The organism is Rhizobium sp. O111 (assembly GCF_055616315.1).
The window spans coordinates 2,084,524-2,099,609 of sequence record NZ_JBSHXL010000001.1; the positions used below are offsets into that span (position 1 = coordinate 2,084,524).

The 15,086-nt window shown below is 62.9% G+C and carries 12 protein-coding genes and 1 other RNA gene; all 13 read right to left on the reverse strand.

What is annotated here, in order from left to right; genetic code table 11:
• Window positions 1-14: 14 nt before the first annotated feature.
• Window positions 15-989 carry a UDP-N-acetylmuramate dehydrogenase gene (gene murB / locus ACVTFQ_RS10695; RefSeq protein ID WP_111562107.1) on the reverse strand — a complete coding sequence of 325 codons (975 nt, stop codon included), beginning with the start codon at window positions 987-989 and terminating at the stop codon, window positions 15-17.
• A complete protein-coding gene (gene murC, locus ACVTFQ_RS10700) occupies window positions 986-2,401 on the reverse strand; it encodes a UDP-N-acetylmuramate--L-alanine ligase (protein WP_111562108.1) in 1,416 nt (471 codons plus the stop codon). The genes murB and murC overlap by 4 nt, the downstream gene beginning before the upstream one ends.
• The gene (gene murG / locus ACVTFQ_RS10705) at window positions 2,398-3,528 is read right to left on the reverse strand and encodes an undecaprenyldiphospho-muramoylpentapeptide beta-N-acetylglucosaminyltransferase (protein ID WP_111562109.1); all 1,131 of its coding nucleotides are present in this window, start codon (window positions 3,526-3,528) and stop codon (window positions 2,398-2,400) included. The genes murC and murG overlap by 4 nt, the downstream gene beginning before the upstream one ends.
• A gap of 6 nt (window positions 3,529-3,534) precedes the next feature.
• Window positions 3,535-4,689: a putative lipid II flippase FtsW gene (gene ftsW, locus ACVTFQ_RS10710; protein ID WP_026282825.1), complete on the reverse strand. Its 1,155-nt coding sequence runs from the start codon at window positions 4,687-4,689 to the stop codon at window positions 3,535-3,537.
• A 1-nt stretch (window position 4,690) separates the two neighbouring features.
• Window positions 4,691-6,103 (reverse strand): UDP-N-acetylmuramoyl-L-alanine--D-glutamate ligase, encoded by a 1,413-nt coding sequence (gene murD, locus ACVTFQ_RS10715; protein ID WP_111562110.1) that lies wholly within the window; start codon window positions 6,101-6,103, stop codon window positions 4,691-4,693.
• A gap of 7 nt (window positions 6,104-6,110) precedes the next feature.
• Window positions 6,111-7,211, reverse strand: coding sequence for a phospho-N-acetylmuramoyl-pentapeptide-transferase (gene mraY / locus ACVTFQ_RS10720; protein ID WP_047505803.1), 1,101 nt, complete (start codon window positions 7,209-7,211; stop codon window positions 6,111-6,113).
• Between the two features lie 22 nt (window positions 7,212-7,233).
• Window positions 7,234-8,667: a UDP-N-acetylmuramoylalanyl-D-glutamyl-2,6-diaminopimelate--D-alanyl-D-alanine ligase gene (locus ACVTFQ_RS10725; RefSeq protein ID WP_111562111.1), complete on the reverse strand. Its 1,434-nt coding sequence runs from the start codon at window positions 8,665-8,667 to the stop codon at window positions 7,234-7,236.
• Window positions 8,664-10,124: a UDP-N-acetylmuramoyl-L-alanyl-D-glutamate--2,6-diaminopimelate ligase gene (locus ACVTFQ_RS10730; protein WP_111562112.1), complete on the reverse strand. Its 1,461-nt coding sequence runs from the start codon at window positions 10,122-10,124 to the stop codon at window positions 8,664-8,666. Before ACVTFQ_RS10730 ends, ACVTFQ_RS10725 begins: the two co-directional genes overlap by 4 nt.
• Window positions 10,125-10,191: 67 nt before the next feature.
• The gene (locus tag ACVTFQ_RS10735; protein ID WP_047505809.1) at window positions 10,192-11,943 is read right to left on the reverse strand and encodes a peptidoglycan D,D-transpeptidase FtsI family protein; all 1,752 of its coding nucleotides are present in this window, start codon (window positions 11,941-11,943) and stop codon (window positions 10,192-10,194) included.
• A 2-nt stretch (window positions 11,944-11,945) separates the two neighbouring features.
• Window positions 11,946-12,344 (reverse strand): cell division protein FtsL, encoded by a 399-nt coding sequence (gene ftsL / locus ACVTFQ_RS10740; RefSeq protein ID WP_018897561.1) that lies wholly within the window; start codon window positions 12,342-12,344, stop codon window positions 11,946-11,948.
• Window position 12,345: 1 nt separating this feature from the next.
• Window positions 12,346-13,371, reverse strand: coding sequence for a 16S rRNA (cytosine(1402)-N(4))-methyltransferase RsmH (gene rsmH / locus ACVTFQ_RS10745; RefSeq protein WP_111562113.1), 1,026 nt, complete (start codon window positions 13,369-13,371; stop codon window positions 12,346-12,348).
• 14 nt (window positions 13,372-13,385) lie between these two features.
• The gene (gene mraZ / locus ACVTFQ_RS10750) at window positions 13,386-13,826 is read right to left on the reverse strand and encodes a division/cell wall cluster transcriptional repressor MraZ (RefSeq protein WP_047505812.1); all 441 of its coding nucleotides are present in this window, start codon (window positions 13,824-13,826) and stop codon (window positions 13,386-13,388) included.
• Between the two features lie 823 nt (window positions 13,827-14,649).
• An RNA gene (rnpB, locus tag ACVTFQ_RS10755) (RNase P RNA component class A) lies at window positions 14,650-15,045 on the reverse strand.
• Window positions 15,046-15,086 lie beyond the last annotated feature (41 nt).

The following is a 15,086-nucleotide window of genomic DNA, read 5'->3' on the forward strand; positions in this document are numbered from 1 at the left end:
GACAGGCATGGAGCTTACTCGCTCGTCACGCCCTGGAACGGACGCACTTCGCGGCCCGGCATGAACAGGCCCAGGCGCTTGATTTCCCATTCCAGCTTGATGCCGGAATTCTCGAACACCTCGCGGCGAACCTGCTCGCCGAGATATTCGAGGTCATAGCCGGTCGCCTGGCCGTTGTTGATCATGAAGTTGCAATGCAGCGACGACATCTGCGCGCCGCCGATGACGAGACCGCGGCATCCCGCTTCGTCGATCAGCTTCCACGCGGAGTGACCCTCGGGGTTCTTGAAGGTCGAGCCACCGGTCTTCTCGCGGATCGGCTGCACCGTCTCGCGATGGCTGCGCACGGCATCCATGTCGGCGCGGATCTTCGCGCGGTCCTCGGCATAGCCCTCGAACAGCACCGATGTGAAGATCAGGTCGCTGGCGGCCGACGAATGGCGATACTCATAGCCCATGTCGGCATTCGACAGCACGTGCTTGTTGCCCTTGCGGTCGATCGCGGTGACCTCGACGACGCGATCACGCGTCTCGCCGCCATTGGCGCCGGCGTTCATGCGCGCGGCGCCACCGATGCTGCCGGGAATGCCGTAGTAGAAGTGGAAACCGCCGATGCCGTTGTCCATCGCCATGGCCGCGACATGCTTGTCCGGGCAGATGGCACCGGCGCGCACGCGGTTTTCGCCCGCGAGTTCAACCGAGCCGAAGCCCTTGGCCGAAAGACGCAGAACCACGCCGGGAATGCCGCCATCGCGCACCAGAATGTTCGAGCCGACGCCGACCACGGTCATCGGCACATCCTCGGGCAGGATCTTCAGGAATGCGATCAGATCTTCTTCGTCGTGCGGCTGGAACATCAGTTCCGCAAGGCCACCGGCATGGAACCAGGTGACGCGGTCCATCGGCGCATCCGGTGTAATCCTCCCGCGGATGTCCTTTACACCGTCGCCCAGCGACGCAAGAAGCTTTTGCCCATTCACCTGTTTCATGCGGATCTACCCGAAAGGCCTTCCAGTTGCTTGGGCAGTGCTGCCGCCCAATAAGTGATACTCCCAGCCCCCAACAGAACCACGAAATCGCCTGGCTTTGCAATCTCTGCGACCATTTCAGGCAACAACTCGGGAGAGGCGAGGAAGCGCGCATCGCGATGCCCGCCCGATTTGATCAGCGAAACAAGCGCTTCGGCGTTGGCACCCTCGATCGGCTCTTCGCCTGCGGCATAGACCGGCGCCAGGAAAATGCTGTCCGCATCGTTGAAGCAGGCCGCGAATTCCGCAAACAGGCTCGCCAGGCGCGAATAGCGGTGCGGCTGGTGCACTGCGATGACGCGGCCCTTGCACGCCTCGCGCGCGGCCTTCAGCACGGCCTTGATCTCGACCGGGTGATGGCCGTAGTCGTCGAAGATCTGCACGCCGTTCCATTCGCCGGTCAGCGTGAAGCGGCGCTTGACGCCACCGAAGGAGGCAAGCCCCTTGGCGATATCCTCGCTCGACATGCCGAGGCGATTGGCGACGGCGATCGCGGCGGTGGCATTCGAAACATTGTGGCGGCCGGGCATCGGCAGAACGAGATTGTCGAGCTTGATGACCTGGCCGGTGCGGCGGCGACGGATCTCGACGTCGAAGGTCGAGCGCGCGCCGTCGATGCGCACATTCATGAAGCGCACGTCGGCCTGCGGGTTCTCGCCATAGGTTACGACCTTGCGGTCCTCGATACGGCCGACCAACGCCTGCACTTCGGGATGATCGAGGCACATGACGCCGAAGCCGTAGAACGGCACGTTCTCGACGAACTGGCGGAACGCGGCGCGCACGGCGTCGAAATTGCCGTAATGGTCGAGATGCTCGGGATCGATATTGGTGACGACTGCAACGTCGGCCGGAAGCTTCAGGAAGGTACCGTCCGATTCGTCGGCCTCGACCACCATCCACTCGCCTTCGCCCATGCGGGCATTGGTGCCGTAGGCATTGATGATGCCGCCATTGATGACGGTCGGATCGAGCCCGCCGGCTTCGAGCAACGTCGCGACCATCGAGGTGGTCGTCGTCTTGCCGTGCGTGCCGCCGATGGCGATCGCATTGCGGAAGCGCATCAGCTCGGCCAGCATTTCGGCGCGACGCACCACGGGCAGCAGCTTTTCGCGCGCGGCGATGAGCTCGGGATTGTCCTTCTTGATCGCGGTCGAAACGACGACGACCTCTGCATCGCCAAGGTTCTCGGCCTTGTGGCCGACGAAGACCTCGATGCCCTTGTCGCGCAGACGCTGGACGTTGGCGCTATCGGCCTGGTCGGATCCCTGGACGCGATGGCCGAGATTGTGCAGCACCTCGGCGATCCCGCTCATGCCGATACCGCCGATGCCGATGAAATGGACGAGGCCGATGGCCTTCGGCATTTTCATGCGCTTTTCCCCTTGAACTCTGCAATTGTACGTCCCGCCGCAATAGCCTCTACCATGTCGGCAAGCAAGTTCGCGGCGTCAGGTTTACCCGCCTGCTTGGCGGCGGCGGCCATACGCGCCAGCTTTTCCGGGTCGTTCATCGTGTGCGTCAGGATCGAGGCGATCTTCTCCGACGAGAGTTCGGCCTGCACGATCACCTTGGCGCCGCCGGTAGCCGCCAGCGACGCGGCATTGGCCGCCTGGTCGTGGTCGAGCGCATGCGGATAGGGCACCAGGATCGCCGGACGGCCGATCACCGAGATCTCGGAAACGGTCGAAGCGCCGGAGCGGCAGATGACGAGATGCGCCTTGGCCAACCGTTCGGCCATGTCGGTGAAGAAGGGCGCGATGTCGGATGCCGCGCCCATCTGAAGCTTGGCGACACAATCGCCGACCATGCCCATGTCCTCGGGGCGAACCTGCTGGGTGATCCGGAGCCGCGCACGCAGATCGTCGTCGAGCAGGCTGATCGCCGTCGGCATCGCTTTGGAGAAATACTGCGCGCCTTGGCTGCCACCAAAGACGACGAGATTGAACGGCTCGCCGGCATGCGACGGCGTGTAGGGCGTCTTCGCCGCCTCGATGACAGCAGGGCGCACCGGATTGCCCGTCGTCACCGTCTTCTCGGGAAAGGCACCGCCATTCTCAGGCAGGAAGCCGCCGGCGATCGCCTTGACGCGATTGGCGAGCGCTTTGTTGGCGCGGCCCATCACGGCGTTCTGCTCGTGGATCATCGTCGGCACGCCGAGACGCGTGGCGGCGAGCAGCGGCGGCACCGTCGGATAGCCGCCGAAGCCGACGACGACAACAGGCTTCAGCCGCCCGATCAGCCGCTTGGCCGCCCGCATGCCGCTCCACAGGTTCCATAGCGAACGCGCGACGGCGACCGGGTTCTTCGAGGCGATCGTCGCCGACGGTACGACATGGATCTCGTCGGCCGGGAATTTGCCGGCATAGCGCTCCGCCCGGCTGTCCGTCACCAGATGCACGGAATAGCCGCGTTCCTTCAGCTTGTAGGCCAGGGCCTCCGCCGGAAACACGTGGCCGCCGGTTCCCCCGGCGGCAAGCAGAACGATGCCTTTGCTCATATAGTCTTACTCCGCCGGAATGCCGTGCGCGACGCGAAACAGGCTCCGCTCCTGCGCACGCTTTTCCGGTCTGTGGCGCGTCAGCGCGAGAATGAACCCGGCCGTGACGCAGATGGCGACCATCGACGAACCGCCGTAGGAAATCAGCGGCAGGGTCATGCCCTTCGCCGGCAGCAGCTCGAGATTGACGCCCACGTTGATGATGGATTGTATGCCGATCTGCAGCACGAGGCCAGCGACGGCGAAACGGTTGAAGTCGTTGCGCTCCTTGTAGGCATGCGACAGACCACGCAGCACGAGCGCCGAAAACAGCAAGACCAGAGCGATGCAGAAGATGATGCCGAATTCCTCGGCCGCGACCGAGAAGATGAAGTCGGTATGCGCATCCGGGATGATGCGCTTGACGATGCCCTCGCCCGGACCCTGGCCGAACCAGTCGCCCCGGATGATCGCTTCGCGCGCCGTGTCGATCTGGAACGTATCGCCCTCGCCGGTCATGAACTTGTCGATACGCAGCGCCACGTGCGGGAAGACGTAATAAGCGCTGACGAGACCGCCGACGCCACCGGCGCCGAGCACGATGATCCACAGCCACGGCATGCCGGCCATGAAGAACATGCCGCCCCACACCGCTGTCGTCAGGATGGTCTGGCCAAGGTCGGGCTGCGCCACGAGAAGCGCCGCGACCATGCCGAAGAGGATGATGGCGAAGAGATTGCCCGGGATTTCCGGCTGGCGCGCATGCTCGGCAAACAGCCAGGCGCAGACCACCACGAAGGCCGGCTTCATGAATTCCGACGGCTGGATCGAGATGCCGGCAAGTGTCACCCAACGGCGCGAACCCTTGACCTCGACACCGAAGAACAGCGCCAAGAGCATCATCGCGATCGCGACGATCAGGAGAAGGATCGCCGTGCGGCGCACCTGCCGCGGCGTCAGGAACGACAGGCCGATCATCACCGCCAGCGACGGGATCATGAAGGCCGCGTGGCGCTTGACGAAGTGGAACGGCTCAAGCCCGATGCGCTCGGCCACCGCCGGCGATGCGGCAAACGACAGCATGAAGCCGATGCCCATCAGGAAGATGAACATCGCCAGGAAGAACCGGTCGATGGTCCAGAACCAATCGGCCAATGCCCCGCGTTCCGCACGACTTACCATGTCACTTCTCTCCTGTTGCCGAACCGATCAGCATGGTGATTCCGTCGAGCGCTGCCACATGGCTCACAAATGCATCGCCCCTGACTTCGAAGTTCTTATATTGGTCGAAGCTTGCGCAAGCCGGTGCTAACATGACCGCCAATGGCCCGCTTTCGTCCTTTGCCGCATCCTCGGCCGCATGCGCGACCGCCTGGTCCAGCGTTCCCGAGATCTCGTAGGGCACCGCCTCGCCGAGCGTGGCTGCGAATTCCGCGGCCGCTTCACCAATCAGATAGGCCTTGGCGATACGCGGGAAGAACGGCGCAAGCGTCGTGATCCCGCCCGCCTTGGGCAGGCCGCCGGCAATCCAGTAGATGCGGTCGTAGCTCGACAGAGCCGGTGCCGCCGCATCGGCGTTGGTCGCCTTGGAATCGTTGACGAACACCACATTGCCGCGCCGTCCCACCGGCTGCATGCGGTGTTTCAGGCCCGGGAAGGATGCAAGCCCCGCGCGGATATCCTCGACCGAGACGCCGGCCGCAAGGCAGGCAGCGACGGCTGCCGCCGCGTTCTGCGCATTATGGCTGCCTCGCAGCGTCGGGATGCCGTCGAGATCGGCGATCGGCAGTGCGGCACCCGCATGCGCCTGGATGAGCATCGTGCCCTCGGCATAGATGCCGTCGGCGAGCACATGGCGGCGGGAGATGCGCGTGACCTTGCCGCCTGCCCGCTCGATGCGGTCGGCGATCATCTCGCAATGGCTGTCGTCGACGCCGACGATGGCGACGTCGCTGCCGGCGACCAGCCGCTCCTTGACGTCGGCATAGTGCTGCATCGTGCCGTGGCGGTCGAGATGGTCGGGCGTGAGGTTGAGCAGGATGCCGGCCGACGGATTGAGCGTCGGCGCGAGATCGATCTGGTAGGAGGAGCACTCTACGACATAGAAGCGACCAGCCTTCGGCGGCTCCAGCGTCAGCACCGCCGTGCCGATATTGCCGCCGAGCTGCGTGTCGCGGCCGCTCGACTTCAGGATATGGGCGATCAGCGCCGTGGTGGTCGACTTCCCATTGGTGCCGGTGATGGCGATGAACGGCGCATCGGGCGCATGCGCCCGGCGCTCGCGCACGAAGAGCTCGACATCGCCGACGATATCGACGCCGGCGGCACGCGCCAGATCGACCGTCCAGTGCGGCTTCGGATGCGTGAGCGGCACGCCCGGCGACAGCACGAACAGCGACTGCGCGTTCCAGTCGATCGTTCGGAGATCGGCGGTGTGGATGCCCTCGGCCGCAGCCTTGGTCACGCTATCGGGGTTGTCATCCCACGCCGTCACCTCTGCGCCCCCAAGGATCAGGGCGCGCGCAGTGGCGAAGCCGGAACCGCCGAGCCCGAAGAGCGCGACCTTTTTTCCAGAAAGCGTGGTGACCGGGATCATGATCTTATTACCGCAGCTTCAGCGTCGAGAGGCCGAGCATGGCAAGGCCGACGGCGATGATCCAGAAGCGGATCACGACCTGGCTTTCGGTCCAGCCCTTCTTCTCGAAATGGTGGTGGATCGGCGCCATCAGGAACACACGGCGTCCGGTCATCTTGAAGAAACCGACTTGGATGATGACAGACAGCGTTTCCATGACGAACAGGCCGCCGATGATCGCCATGACGATCTCGTGCTTGGTGGCGACGGCAACCGTGCCGATCGTGCCGCCGAGCGCCAGCGAACCGGTGTCGCCCATGAAGATGGCGGCGGGCGGCGCGTTGAACCAGAGGAAGCCGAGGCCGGCGCCGATGACGGCGCCAAGAACGACCGACAGCTCGCCCGTGCCGGGCACGAAGTTGATCTGCAGGTAGTTCGCGAAGACGGCGTTACCGGCGAGATACGCAATGACACCGAAGGAGGCCGCCGCGATCATGACGGGCACGATGGCGAGACCATCGAGACCATCGGTGAGGTTCACGGCATTGCCGGCGCCGACGATGACGAAGCCGCCGAAGACCACGAACATGATGCCGAGGTTGATCAGGAAGTCCTTGAAGAACGGGAACGCGATCGACGAACCGAAGGTGGAGCCCGCAGGGCCGGAGGCCAGCGACGCCCGCATCATGAAATAGACGGCAATGCCGGCGATGACGAACTCGATGCCGAGACGCGCCTTGCCGGAGAAGCCCTTGTGGCTCTGCTTACTGACCTTCAGATAGTCATCATAGAAGCCGATCGCGCCGAAACCGAGCGTGACGAGCAGCGTCGCCACGACATAGACGTTCGACAAATCCGCCCACAGAAGCGACGAACCTACGATGCCGGCGAGAATCATCAGGCCGCCCATGGTCGGCGTACCGGCCTTCTTGAAGTGCGTCTGCGGCCCGTCGGCGCGGATCGGCTGACCCTTGCCCTGGCGGATGCGCAGCGAATTGATGATCATCGGTCCGAACAGGAAAACGATCAGCGCGGAGGTGAAGAGAGAGGCGCCCGTGCGGAACGTAATGTATCTGAACAGGTTCAGAAATTTCAGGTGTTCCGACAGTTCGACTAGCCAAATCAGCATTCAGGGCCCCTTGTTTACCCGCTCAAAATTCGCGTTGCGTGTCGGCAAATGGCGGGAACTTGTCAAGGAGCGCGGCAATAATCTTGCCGAAACCGATGCCCAATGACGATTTTACCATCAGCACGTCGCCTACCGCGACAGAGTTCAATACGTGGTCGATGAGTTCGTCGGTCTGCGCGCGATGCACGACCGAAACGCTCTCGGGAAGTGATTCCTTCAGCGCCAGCATCTCATGACCGGCGAGCCAGACATGTTCGATGCCGGCGGCAAGCAGCGGCCCGGCGAGATCGGTGTGGACCTTCTGCGAATAGTCGCCCATCTCGAGCATGTCGCCGAGCACGGCGATCCGCCGTCCCGATCCTGTCGGCATGGAGCTGGCGAGCAGCGCGATTGCCGCGCGCATCGATGTCGGATTGGCGTTGTAGCTTTCGTCGATGACGGTGAAGCTGCCGTGGCCGATCGAGAGCTTGTGGCGACGCCCCCTGCCCTTTTCGGCCTGCAATGTTGCCAGTGCTGAGATCGCCGACTGCATGTCGGCGCCGACGATCCTGGCGACGCCAAGGGCTGCCAGCGCGTTCTCGGCGATGTGTCTGCCGGGCGCGCCGATCGCGACCTCGTGCGTCTCGCCGTCGATGGTGATCCACAAGGTCGAGCTCTGGTCGCCGCCGTTGAATTCCGCCATGCGGAAATCGGCCTTGGCGTGTTGCCCGAAGGAGTGAATGTGCTGAATGCCGCAGGCCTGCGCCGTGCGGTCGAGGAAATTGAACTGGTCGTTGTCGCGGTTGAGCACGGCATGGCCGCCGGGCACGACGCCCTCGAAGATCTCGGCCTTGGCGGTCGCGATTTCCTTGATGCTCTTGAAATTGCCGAGATGCGCCGGCGCGATCGTGGTGATGACGGCGACATGCGGCTCGATCATCTTGACCAGCGGACGGATTTCGTCCGGGTGGTTCATGCCAACTTCGAAGACGCCGAAATAGGTGTCGAGCGGCATGCGCGCCAATGTCAGCGGCACGCCCCAGTGATTGTTGAAGGACGCGACCGACGCATGCACCTTGCCCGATGGCGCGAGAACCCGGCGCAGCATCTCCTTGGTGGTTGTCTTGCCGACGGAGCCGGTGACCGCGATGATCTGCGCACGCGAACGCGCCCGCGCCGCAAGCCCGAGCTTGCCGAGCGCAACAAGCACGTCCTCGACGACGATCATCGGCACGGTCAGGCGCCCCATGGCCGGCAGACGCGCCTCGCTGACGACGAGCAGCGCAGCACCATTGGCCATCGCCATCGACGCGTAGTCATGACCGTCGACCCGATCGCCCTTGATCGCGAAGAAGGCCTCACCCGGCTGGATCGAGCGGCTGTCGATCGCGATCCCGGTAATCCCCTCCGGCAAGGTGCCGAACGGGCGCCCGGCCATGGCCGTGATCATGTCCTGCGTTGTCCAAAGCCAATTCACGATTTCAGCTCCTCCAAAGCCTTGCGCAACTCGGCGTGATCCGAAAACGGCAGCGTGACGCCACCGATCGTCTGCCCCTCTTCATGTCCCTTGCCGGCAACGATCAGCGTGTCGCCGGAGTTCAGCATCGCGACCGCCTCGCGGATCGCCTGGGCGCGGTCGGGGATCTCGGTGGCGCAAGGGGCTGCTGCCATGATCTCGGCGCGGATCGATGCGGGCTCTTCCGAACGCGGATTATCGTCGGTGACGACAACGACATCGGCGAGCCGGCAGGCGATCTCGCCCATGATCGGCCGCTTGCCGCGGTCGCGGTCTCCGCCGCAGCCAAAGACGACGATGACGCGGCCCGTCGTGAACGGACGCACGGATTCCAGCACATTCGACAGTGCGTCGGGCTTATGGGCGTAATCGACATAAGCGAGCGCACCGTCCTTGGTGTGGCCGACGAGCTCGAGGCGGCCAGAAGCGCCCTGCAATTTCTCAAGCGCGGCCATTGCGACCTTGGCCGGCACGCCTGTGGACATGGCAAGACCGGCGGCGACAAGCGCATTGGCCACCTGGAAATCGCCGGCAAGCGGAATATCGACCTCGAAAATCTGCCCCTCGGCGTGGATTTCGGCGACCTGCTTGTGGCGGAAATGCTCGACGCGCTTCAGCGTCAGGTATTCGCCCTTGCGGCCGACCGTGCGCACGACATGTCCTGAATCGATCGCCGCCTTGATCGCCTGCTCCGACCATGCATCGTCGGCGAAGATCACGGCGGGGTTGCCCTTGGGCAGCAGCGTATCGAAGAGCCGCATCTTGGCAGCCATGTAGTCCTCGATCGTCGGATGATAATCCATGTGATCGCGACCGAGATTGGTGAAGGCGGCTGCGGCGAGCTTGACGCCGTCGAGGCGCGACTGGTCGAGACCGTGGCTGGACGCTTCCATCGAGGCATGCGTCACGCCTTCATCGGTCAGCTCGGCCAGCAGCGCATGCAGCGACACCGGGTCGGGCGTGGTGAGCGAGCCGTAATCGTTGCGGGTCGGCGAGACGACGCCCGTCGTGCCGATCATCGCCGCCGGGTGGCCGGCAAAAGCCCAGATCTGCCGCGTGAAGGAAGCGACCGACGTCTTGCCGGCGGTTCCCGTCACGGCGACCATCGTCTCGGGCTGCTTGCCGTAGAAATTGGCGGCTGCGAGCGACAGGAAGCGGCGCGGTTCGCTGACGACGAGAACGGGAATGGAGGCTTCGGTCGGATGCGAGGCGATCGCGACCGCGGCACCGCGCGCGGCAGCATCGGCGATGAAGCCCGCGCCGTCAGCCTTGGTGCCGGCGACGGCGACGAAGGCCATGCCGGGCGCGATCTTTCGGCTGTCGGCGGAAAGGCCGGAAATCTCCAGCGCGCCCACCGGGCCGTTCAGTTCTTCCTTCAATTCCGGAAACGCATTTCCGGCGATGTCCCTCAGTTTCATCGAACGCACACTTTTCTCTCGAGCCGTCGAGCCCCCATGGCGAATCGGCTGCGACATTCATCCAGACTCAATAAGACACCAACATGGCCGATCCGTCGTCACCGAACTTCGGTTCCACACCGAGGATTGGCGCCGCACGGGAGATGATGTTCTTGACCATCGGTGCGGCGGTATAAGCCGCGATGTTCTGGCCCTTTTCGCCATTGTGCGGCTCGTCGCAGAAGGTCAGCACGACATACTGCGGGTTCTCGATCGGAAATGCCGCCAGGAAGGCGTTGAAATTGAGGTTGGTGGCGTAGCGGCCGTTGACGACCTTGTCGGCCGTACCGGTCTTGCCGCCGACGTTGAAGCCGGGAACATCGGCGTTGCGGCCGGAGCCCTTCACGCCGTTGACCTTGAAGAGATAGCGCACGTCGTCGCTGGTGCTCTTCTTGACGACCACCTCGGCCACTTCGTCGGCCTGGTCGCGATTGCGCGGCAGGAAGGTCGGCTCGATCAGCTTGCCGCCATTGACGAGTGCCGCACCGGCGACAGCCGTCTGCAGCGGCGTCGTCGAAACACCGTGACCGAAGGAGATCGTCACCGAGTTGATCTTCTTCCAGACCTTCGGCTGGCTCGGCATCTTCACCTCGGGTAGCTCGGTCTTCATCTTGGTGAGCAGGCCAAGCTTCGTCAGATAGTCCTTCTGCGCATCGATACCGACGATGTCGATGATGCGGGCAGTGCCGACGTTGGAGGAATACTGGAACACTTCAGGCAGCGTCAGCCAACGGCGCTGGCCGTGGAAGTCGTGGATGGTGAAGCCGCCGATATGCAAGGGCTGCGTCGCGTCGAAGCTGGAGTTGAGGTTGACCTTGCCGGTATCGAGCGCCATGGCGAGCGAGAAGGTCTTGAAGGTCGAGCCCATCTCGAACGTGCCGTTCGACATGCGGTTCAGCCAGCCTTCCTTGGCGCCTTCGAGCGGGTTGTTCGGATCGAAATCCGGTGCCGATGCCATGGCGAGCACTTCGCCCGTGTGGATGTCGAGGACGACGGCGCCCGCACCCTTGGCCTCGTAATTCTTCACGGCGTTGACGACGATATCGCGCACGATGTTCTGCACGCGGATATCGATCGACAGCTTCACCGGCTCCAGCGGCTGGTCGCTGGTCATGCCGACCATTGCGAGATCGGCCAGCCCCTGGTCGTCGATGTATTTCTCCATGCCGGCAACGCCGCGATTGTCGATGTTGACGTAGCCGAGGATATGCGCGGCGGTCGCGCCGCCGGGATAGAAGCGACGCTTCTCCGGGCGGAAGCCGATGCCGGGAATGCCGAGCGCCAAGATCTGGCTCTGCTGCTTCGGCGACAGCTGGCGGCGCAGCCAGGCAAAGTGCGAATTGCGGTTGGCGAGCTTCTTGTAGGTGCCCTTCATGTCGAGATCGGGCAGCACGGTCGTCAGCTTTTCGACGGCCTCGTCGGCATCGACGATCTTGTTCGGCTCGGCAAACAGCGAGACGGTGCGAATGTCGGTCGCCAGCACTTCGCCGTTGCGATCGAGAATATCCGGGCGCGACGCCAGCAGGCGGTCGGGCGGCAGGATGCTGGATACGACGTCGGGGTCACGCACCGCGTATTCGACGAGACGTCCGCCGATGACGCAGTAGACGCAGACGAAGGCGAAGGCCAGAAGGCCGACGCGGCTCTTGGCCTGGCCGCTGCGCTTCTTGCGCGAGCCCTGGATCGACACGCTGCCTGATGGACCGCCGAACCGGCTGTAGACGCCGGAAGAGAAATGGGCCTGGCTCTTGGCAACCATGATGCGTGAAAGAAAGGACATCTCTACTCCACAGATCCGGTTGTCATTTCGTCTTCTTCCTCGACGGGCTTCGCCACGACCTTCGGCTTCGGCTTGCCGGTCTTGGCGTCGGCAATCTCCGGCACGGGCACCTGCGCCTTCAGCATCGGCAGCTCCTTGGCATGCACCAGCGAGGTCGAGACCGTCGGCTGCAGCTGCAGCTCGCTATTGTAGTTGTTGACCAGCCGCTCCAGGCGGTTCGGCTGCGATTGCAGCGCCCAGTCGGCCTTCAGGAGATCGATCGTGTCCTTCTCGAGCTTGATCTCCGCTTCGAGGCGGTGAACCTCCTCGAGCTTGAGTTCGGCCCGATGCTTGATCGTATAGGTCACGGCGGCCGCGGCCGTCATGACGCCAACAAGAACGAGGTCGAAGGTTCTCAGCATATCAGGCTCCGAGCTTTCCGAGGCTTGCGAGGTTGGGCAGTCCGAAGATCGACATGTCGGCGGCTTCCGCAGGCGCGGTGGTTCTGAGACCCGCACGCAGCTTGGCGGAACGCGCGCGTGGATTGACCTCGGCTTCCGCGTCGCTTGCCGACACCATCGGCTTGCCGATCCGGTCGAAGGTGGCGGCGCGCTCGTGCGCGATCGGCATGTGGCGCGAGCCGGATGCCTTGCCGGCGCGATCGGAGAAGAAGGTCTTGACGATGCGGTCTTCCAGCGAATGGAAGGTGACGACCACGAGACGGCCACCCGGCTTCAACGCCTGCTCTGCCGCAAACAGCGCCTGAGCCAGCTCGCCGAGTTCGTCGTTGACGAAGATGCGCAGCGCCTGGAACACCCGCGTCGCCGGATGGATCTTGTCCTTCATCTTGCGCGGCGTGACGATCTCGATCAGGCCCGCCAGATCGCGCGTCGTCTCGAAAGGCTTCTCGGCGCGGCGCTTCTCGATCGCATGCGCGATGCGCGGCGACTGGCTCTCCTCGCCGAGGAAATGGAAGATGCGGATGAGTTCGGCCACCTTGGCGCGATTGACGACATCGGCGGCGGAAACGCCGGATGCCGACATGCGCATGTCGAGCGGTCCGTTTTTCTGGAAGGAGAAGCCGCGATCGGCCTCGTCGATCTGCATCGACGACACGCCGATATCGAGCACGACGCCATCGAGGCCGCCGGCCGGCGCGTGATCGGCCAGCTGCGAGAATTGCGAGTGAATGAGCTTCAGGCGACCGCCATGCGCCTCGACCAGCGCCTGCCCGCCCGCGATCGCCGTCGGATCGCGATCGAGCGCGATCACCTCGGCACCACCAGACAGGATGGCCGACGTGTAACCGCCTGCGCCGAAGGTGCCGTCGACAATGACCTTGCCGGCAGCAGGCTCCAGCGCCGTCAGCACCTCGTTGAGAAGAACCGGAATGTGGCGAACCGGTCCGCCACCGGCATCAGTTGAACCTTCGCCAGGATTCGCCGCCATTCCGTTCCCTCGTGTTACGAGGAACGCTTGCCCGCCAGCCTGCGCTCCTCTCGTGCTCGTTGCTGCACAGCCTGAAATTCCTTCGGCTGCCACAGCTGAAAATGATCCGCCCGACCGACGAAGGTCACTTCGTCCGAGATACCGGTGAAGTCGCGAATGAAATCCGTGACCATCAACCGCCCCTCGGCGTCGAGCTTCATGAAGACCCCGCCCCCATGAATGAGAAGCGACATCTCGTTCGCTTCCGGCGAAAACGGATCTTCCGCAGCGATCTGCCGCTCGAACCTTTCGAGAAGGTCCGAACCGCCGACGCTGATCGCCGGAAACACAAAATCCTGGAAGCAGTACAAATCCTGGATGTTGCTCTGCGCCATCACCGATCGAAACGCCGCGGGCACGGAGACCCTGCCCTTGGAATCGATCCTGTTGGTCGCATGTGAAAGGAAGCGGCCCATGACACGAAACATCCGTTCCCGAAAGAGCCCGGACAGCGATTAGGCGCCCCGAACCCCATTTCTCAGACACAGCTTCGCCAGCTGGATGGACGACATTCCATCCAGCGTCTCCGGTGAGGAGTACGCCTTTACTTTGCGATTGGTGGGCACTTGATTGCCCTTGCGCAGTGCAGGAATGGGATAACATGGGACCATATGGGCGTCAATGGGAAACGCCCGTCTCACGATGAGCGCAGTATCGAAAATTTATAAGCTGTTAAGTTTAACAAAGGGTTATGAACACCCGAATTCTCAGGCTCCGAAGCGCCCCAAAGCGGCACCGCATCTTGCGGCGAAAAACATCCCCGGTTGCGGAAAATGAATTCGAACACGCCGCGCAGGTGAAAATCGAAAAACTCAACTTTAAATGCGCATCTGGTCGTGAACACCTCGAACCACCTCCCCGTTCACCCGCATGTGTTCATCCGGCATTTCATGCCTACTATGTCGTTAACGGAAAATAATGTATTTTAGATATCATGCATACACAAAGACAAAAACATATCCATTTGCAGAACAAACTAAGAAAGCACGGAGAAAATCCATGGCGAGTTTTAGCTTCAAGGGAATGTTGGCTGGAATGAAGTCGCCGAATACTCAGCCTCCACTGAAGAAAGTCGGCATGACTTCTGAAATTCAGTGTGTAAACTGTGGAAAACTACTCAAGCGATGGTCGGCACTTTCGCTGAGCAGCACCGTTTGCGAGGAGTGTCTTCGCCAGCCACCAACGTCTCACTGAGCCCTAAAGGGCCAGTGAAATCGTATGGACGTCGATGAAAAGACAATCGCCAGTTGGCCTGTAAGCCGGGTTCTGTATGGCTCCGGCCGAAACCGGAACGTGGCAGCCATTCCTCTGGGACAACGTTTGCACGTTGCCTCTCGCAACCCACCCGGATGACTGGCCTGGAAACCAGCCGGACGGCTTGCGCCGTCCGCGTCATCCCTATTCGGTCTTGCTCCCGGTGGGGTTTACCTTGCCATCGCCGTTGCCGGAGACGCGGTGGGCTCTTACCCCACCCTTTCACCCTTACCTGCCGAAGCAGGCGGTTTGCTTTCTGTGGCACTTTCCCTGAGGTCGCCCTCGCCGGACGTTATCCGGCACCGTGTTTCCGTGGAGCCCGGACTTTCCTCACCCTACCGTCTTTCGACATTGGTAAAGCGCGGCTGCCCGGCCAACTGGCCCGGCTCCCTTAACCGAGACTGGGAGCGAATGCCAACAAA

Excerpts from the sequence above, each read along its gene's own strand:
- ftsL (WP_018897561.1), bottom strand. The coding sequence starts at position 12,344 with ATGCTGAGAACCTTCGACCTCGTTCTTGTTGGCGTCATGACGGCCGCG.
- ftsW (WP_026282825.1), bottom strand. The coding sequence starts at position 4,689 with ATGGTAAGTCGTGCGGAACGCGGGGCATTGGCCGATTGGTTCTGGACC.
- mraZ (WP_047505812.1), bottom strand. The coding sequence starts at position 13,826 with ATGGGCCGCTTCCTTTCACATGCGACCAACAGGATCGATTCCAAGGGC.
- mraY (WP_047505803.1), bottom strand. The coding sequence starts at position 7,211 with ATGCTGATTTGGCTAGTCGAACTGTCGGAACACCTGAAATTTCTGAAC.
- murG (WP_111562109.1), bottom strand. The coding sequence starts at position 3,528 with ATGAGCAAAGGCATCGTTCTGCTTGCCGCCGGGGGAACCGGCGGCCAC.
- ACVTFQ_RS10730 (WP_111562112.1), bottom strand. The coding sequence starts at position 10,124 with ATGAAACTGAGGGACATCGCCGGAAATGCGTTTCCGGAATTGAAGGAA.
- ACVTFQ_RS10735 (WP_047505809.1), bottom strand. The coding sequence starts at position 11,943 with ATGTCCTTTCTTTCACGCATCATGGTTGCCAAGAGCCAGGCCCATTTC.
- murD (WP_111562110.1), bottom strand. The coding sequence starts at position 6,103 with ATGATCCCGGTCACCACGCTTTCTGGAAAAAAGGTCGCGCTCTTCGGG.
- murC (WP_111562108.1), bottom strand. The coding sequence starts at position 2,401 with ATGAAAATGCCGAAGGCCATCGGCCTCGTCCATTTCATCGGCATCGGC.
- murB (WP_111562107.1), bottom strand. The coding sequence starts at position 989 with ATGAAACAGGTGAATGGGCAAAAGCTTCTTGCGTCGCTGGGCGACGGT.
- rsmH (WP_111562113.1), bottom strand. The coding sequence starts at position 13,371 with ATGGCGGCGAATCCTGGCGAAGGTTCAACTGATGCCGGTGGCGGACCG.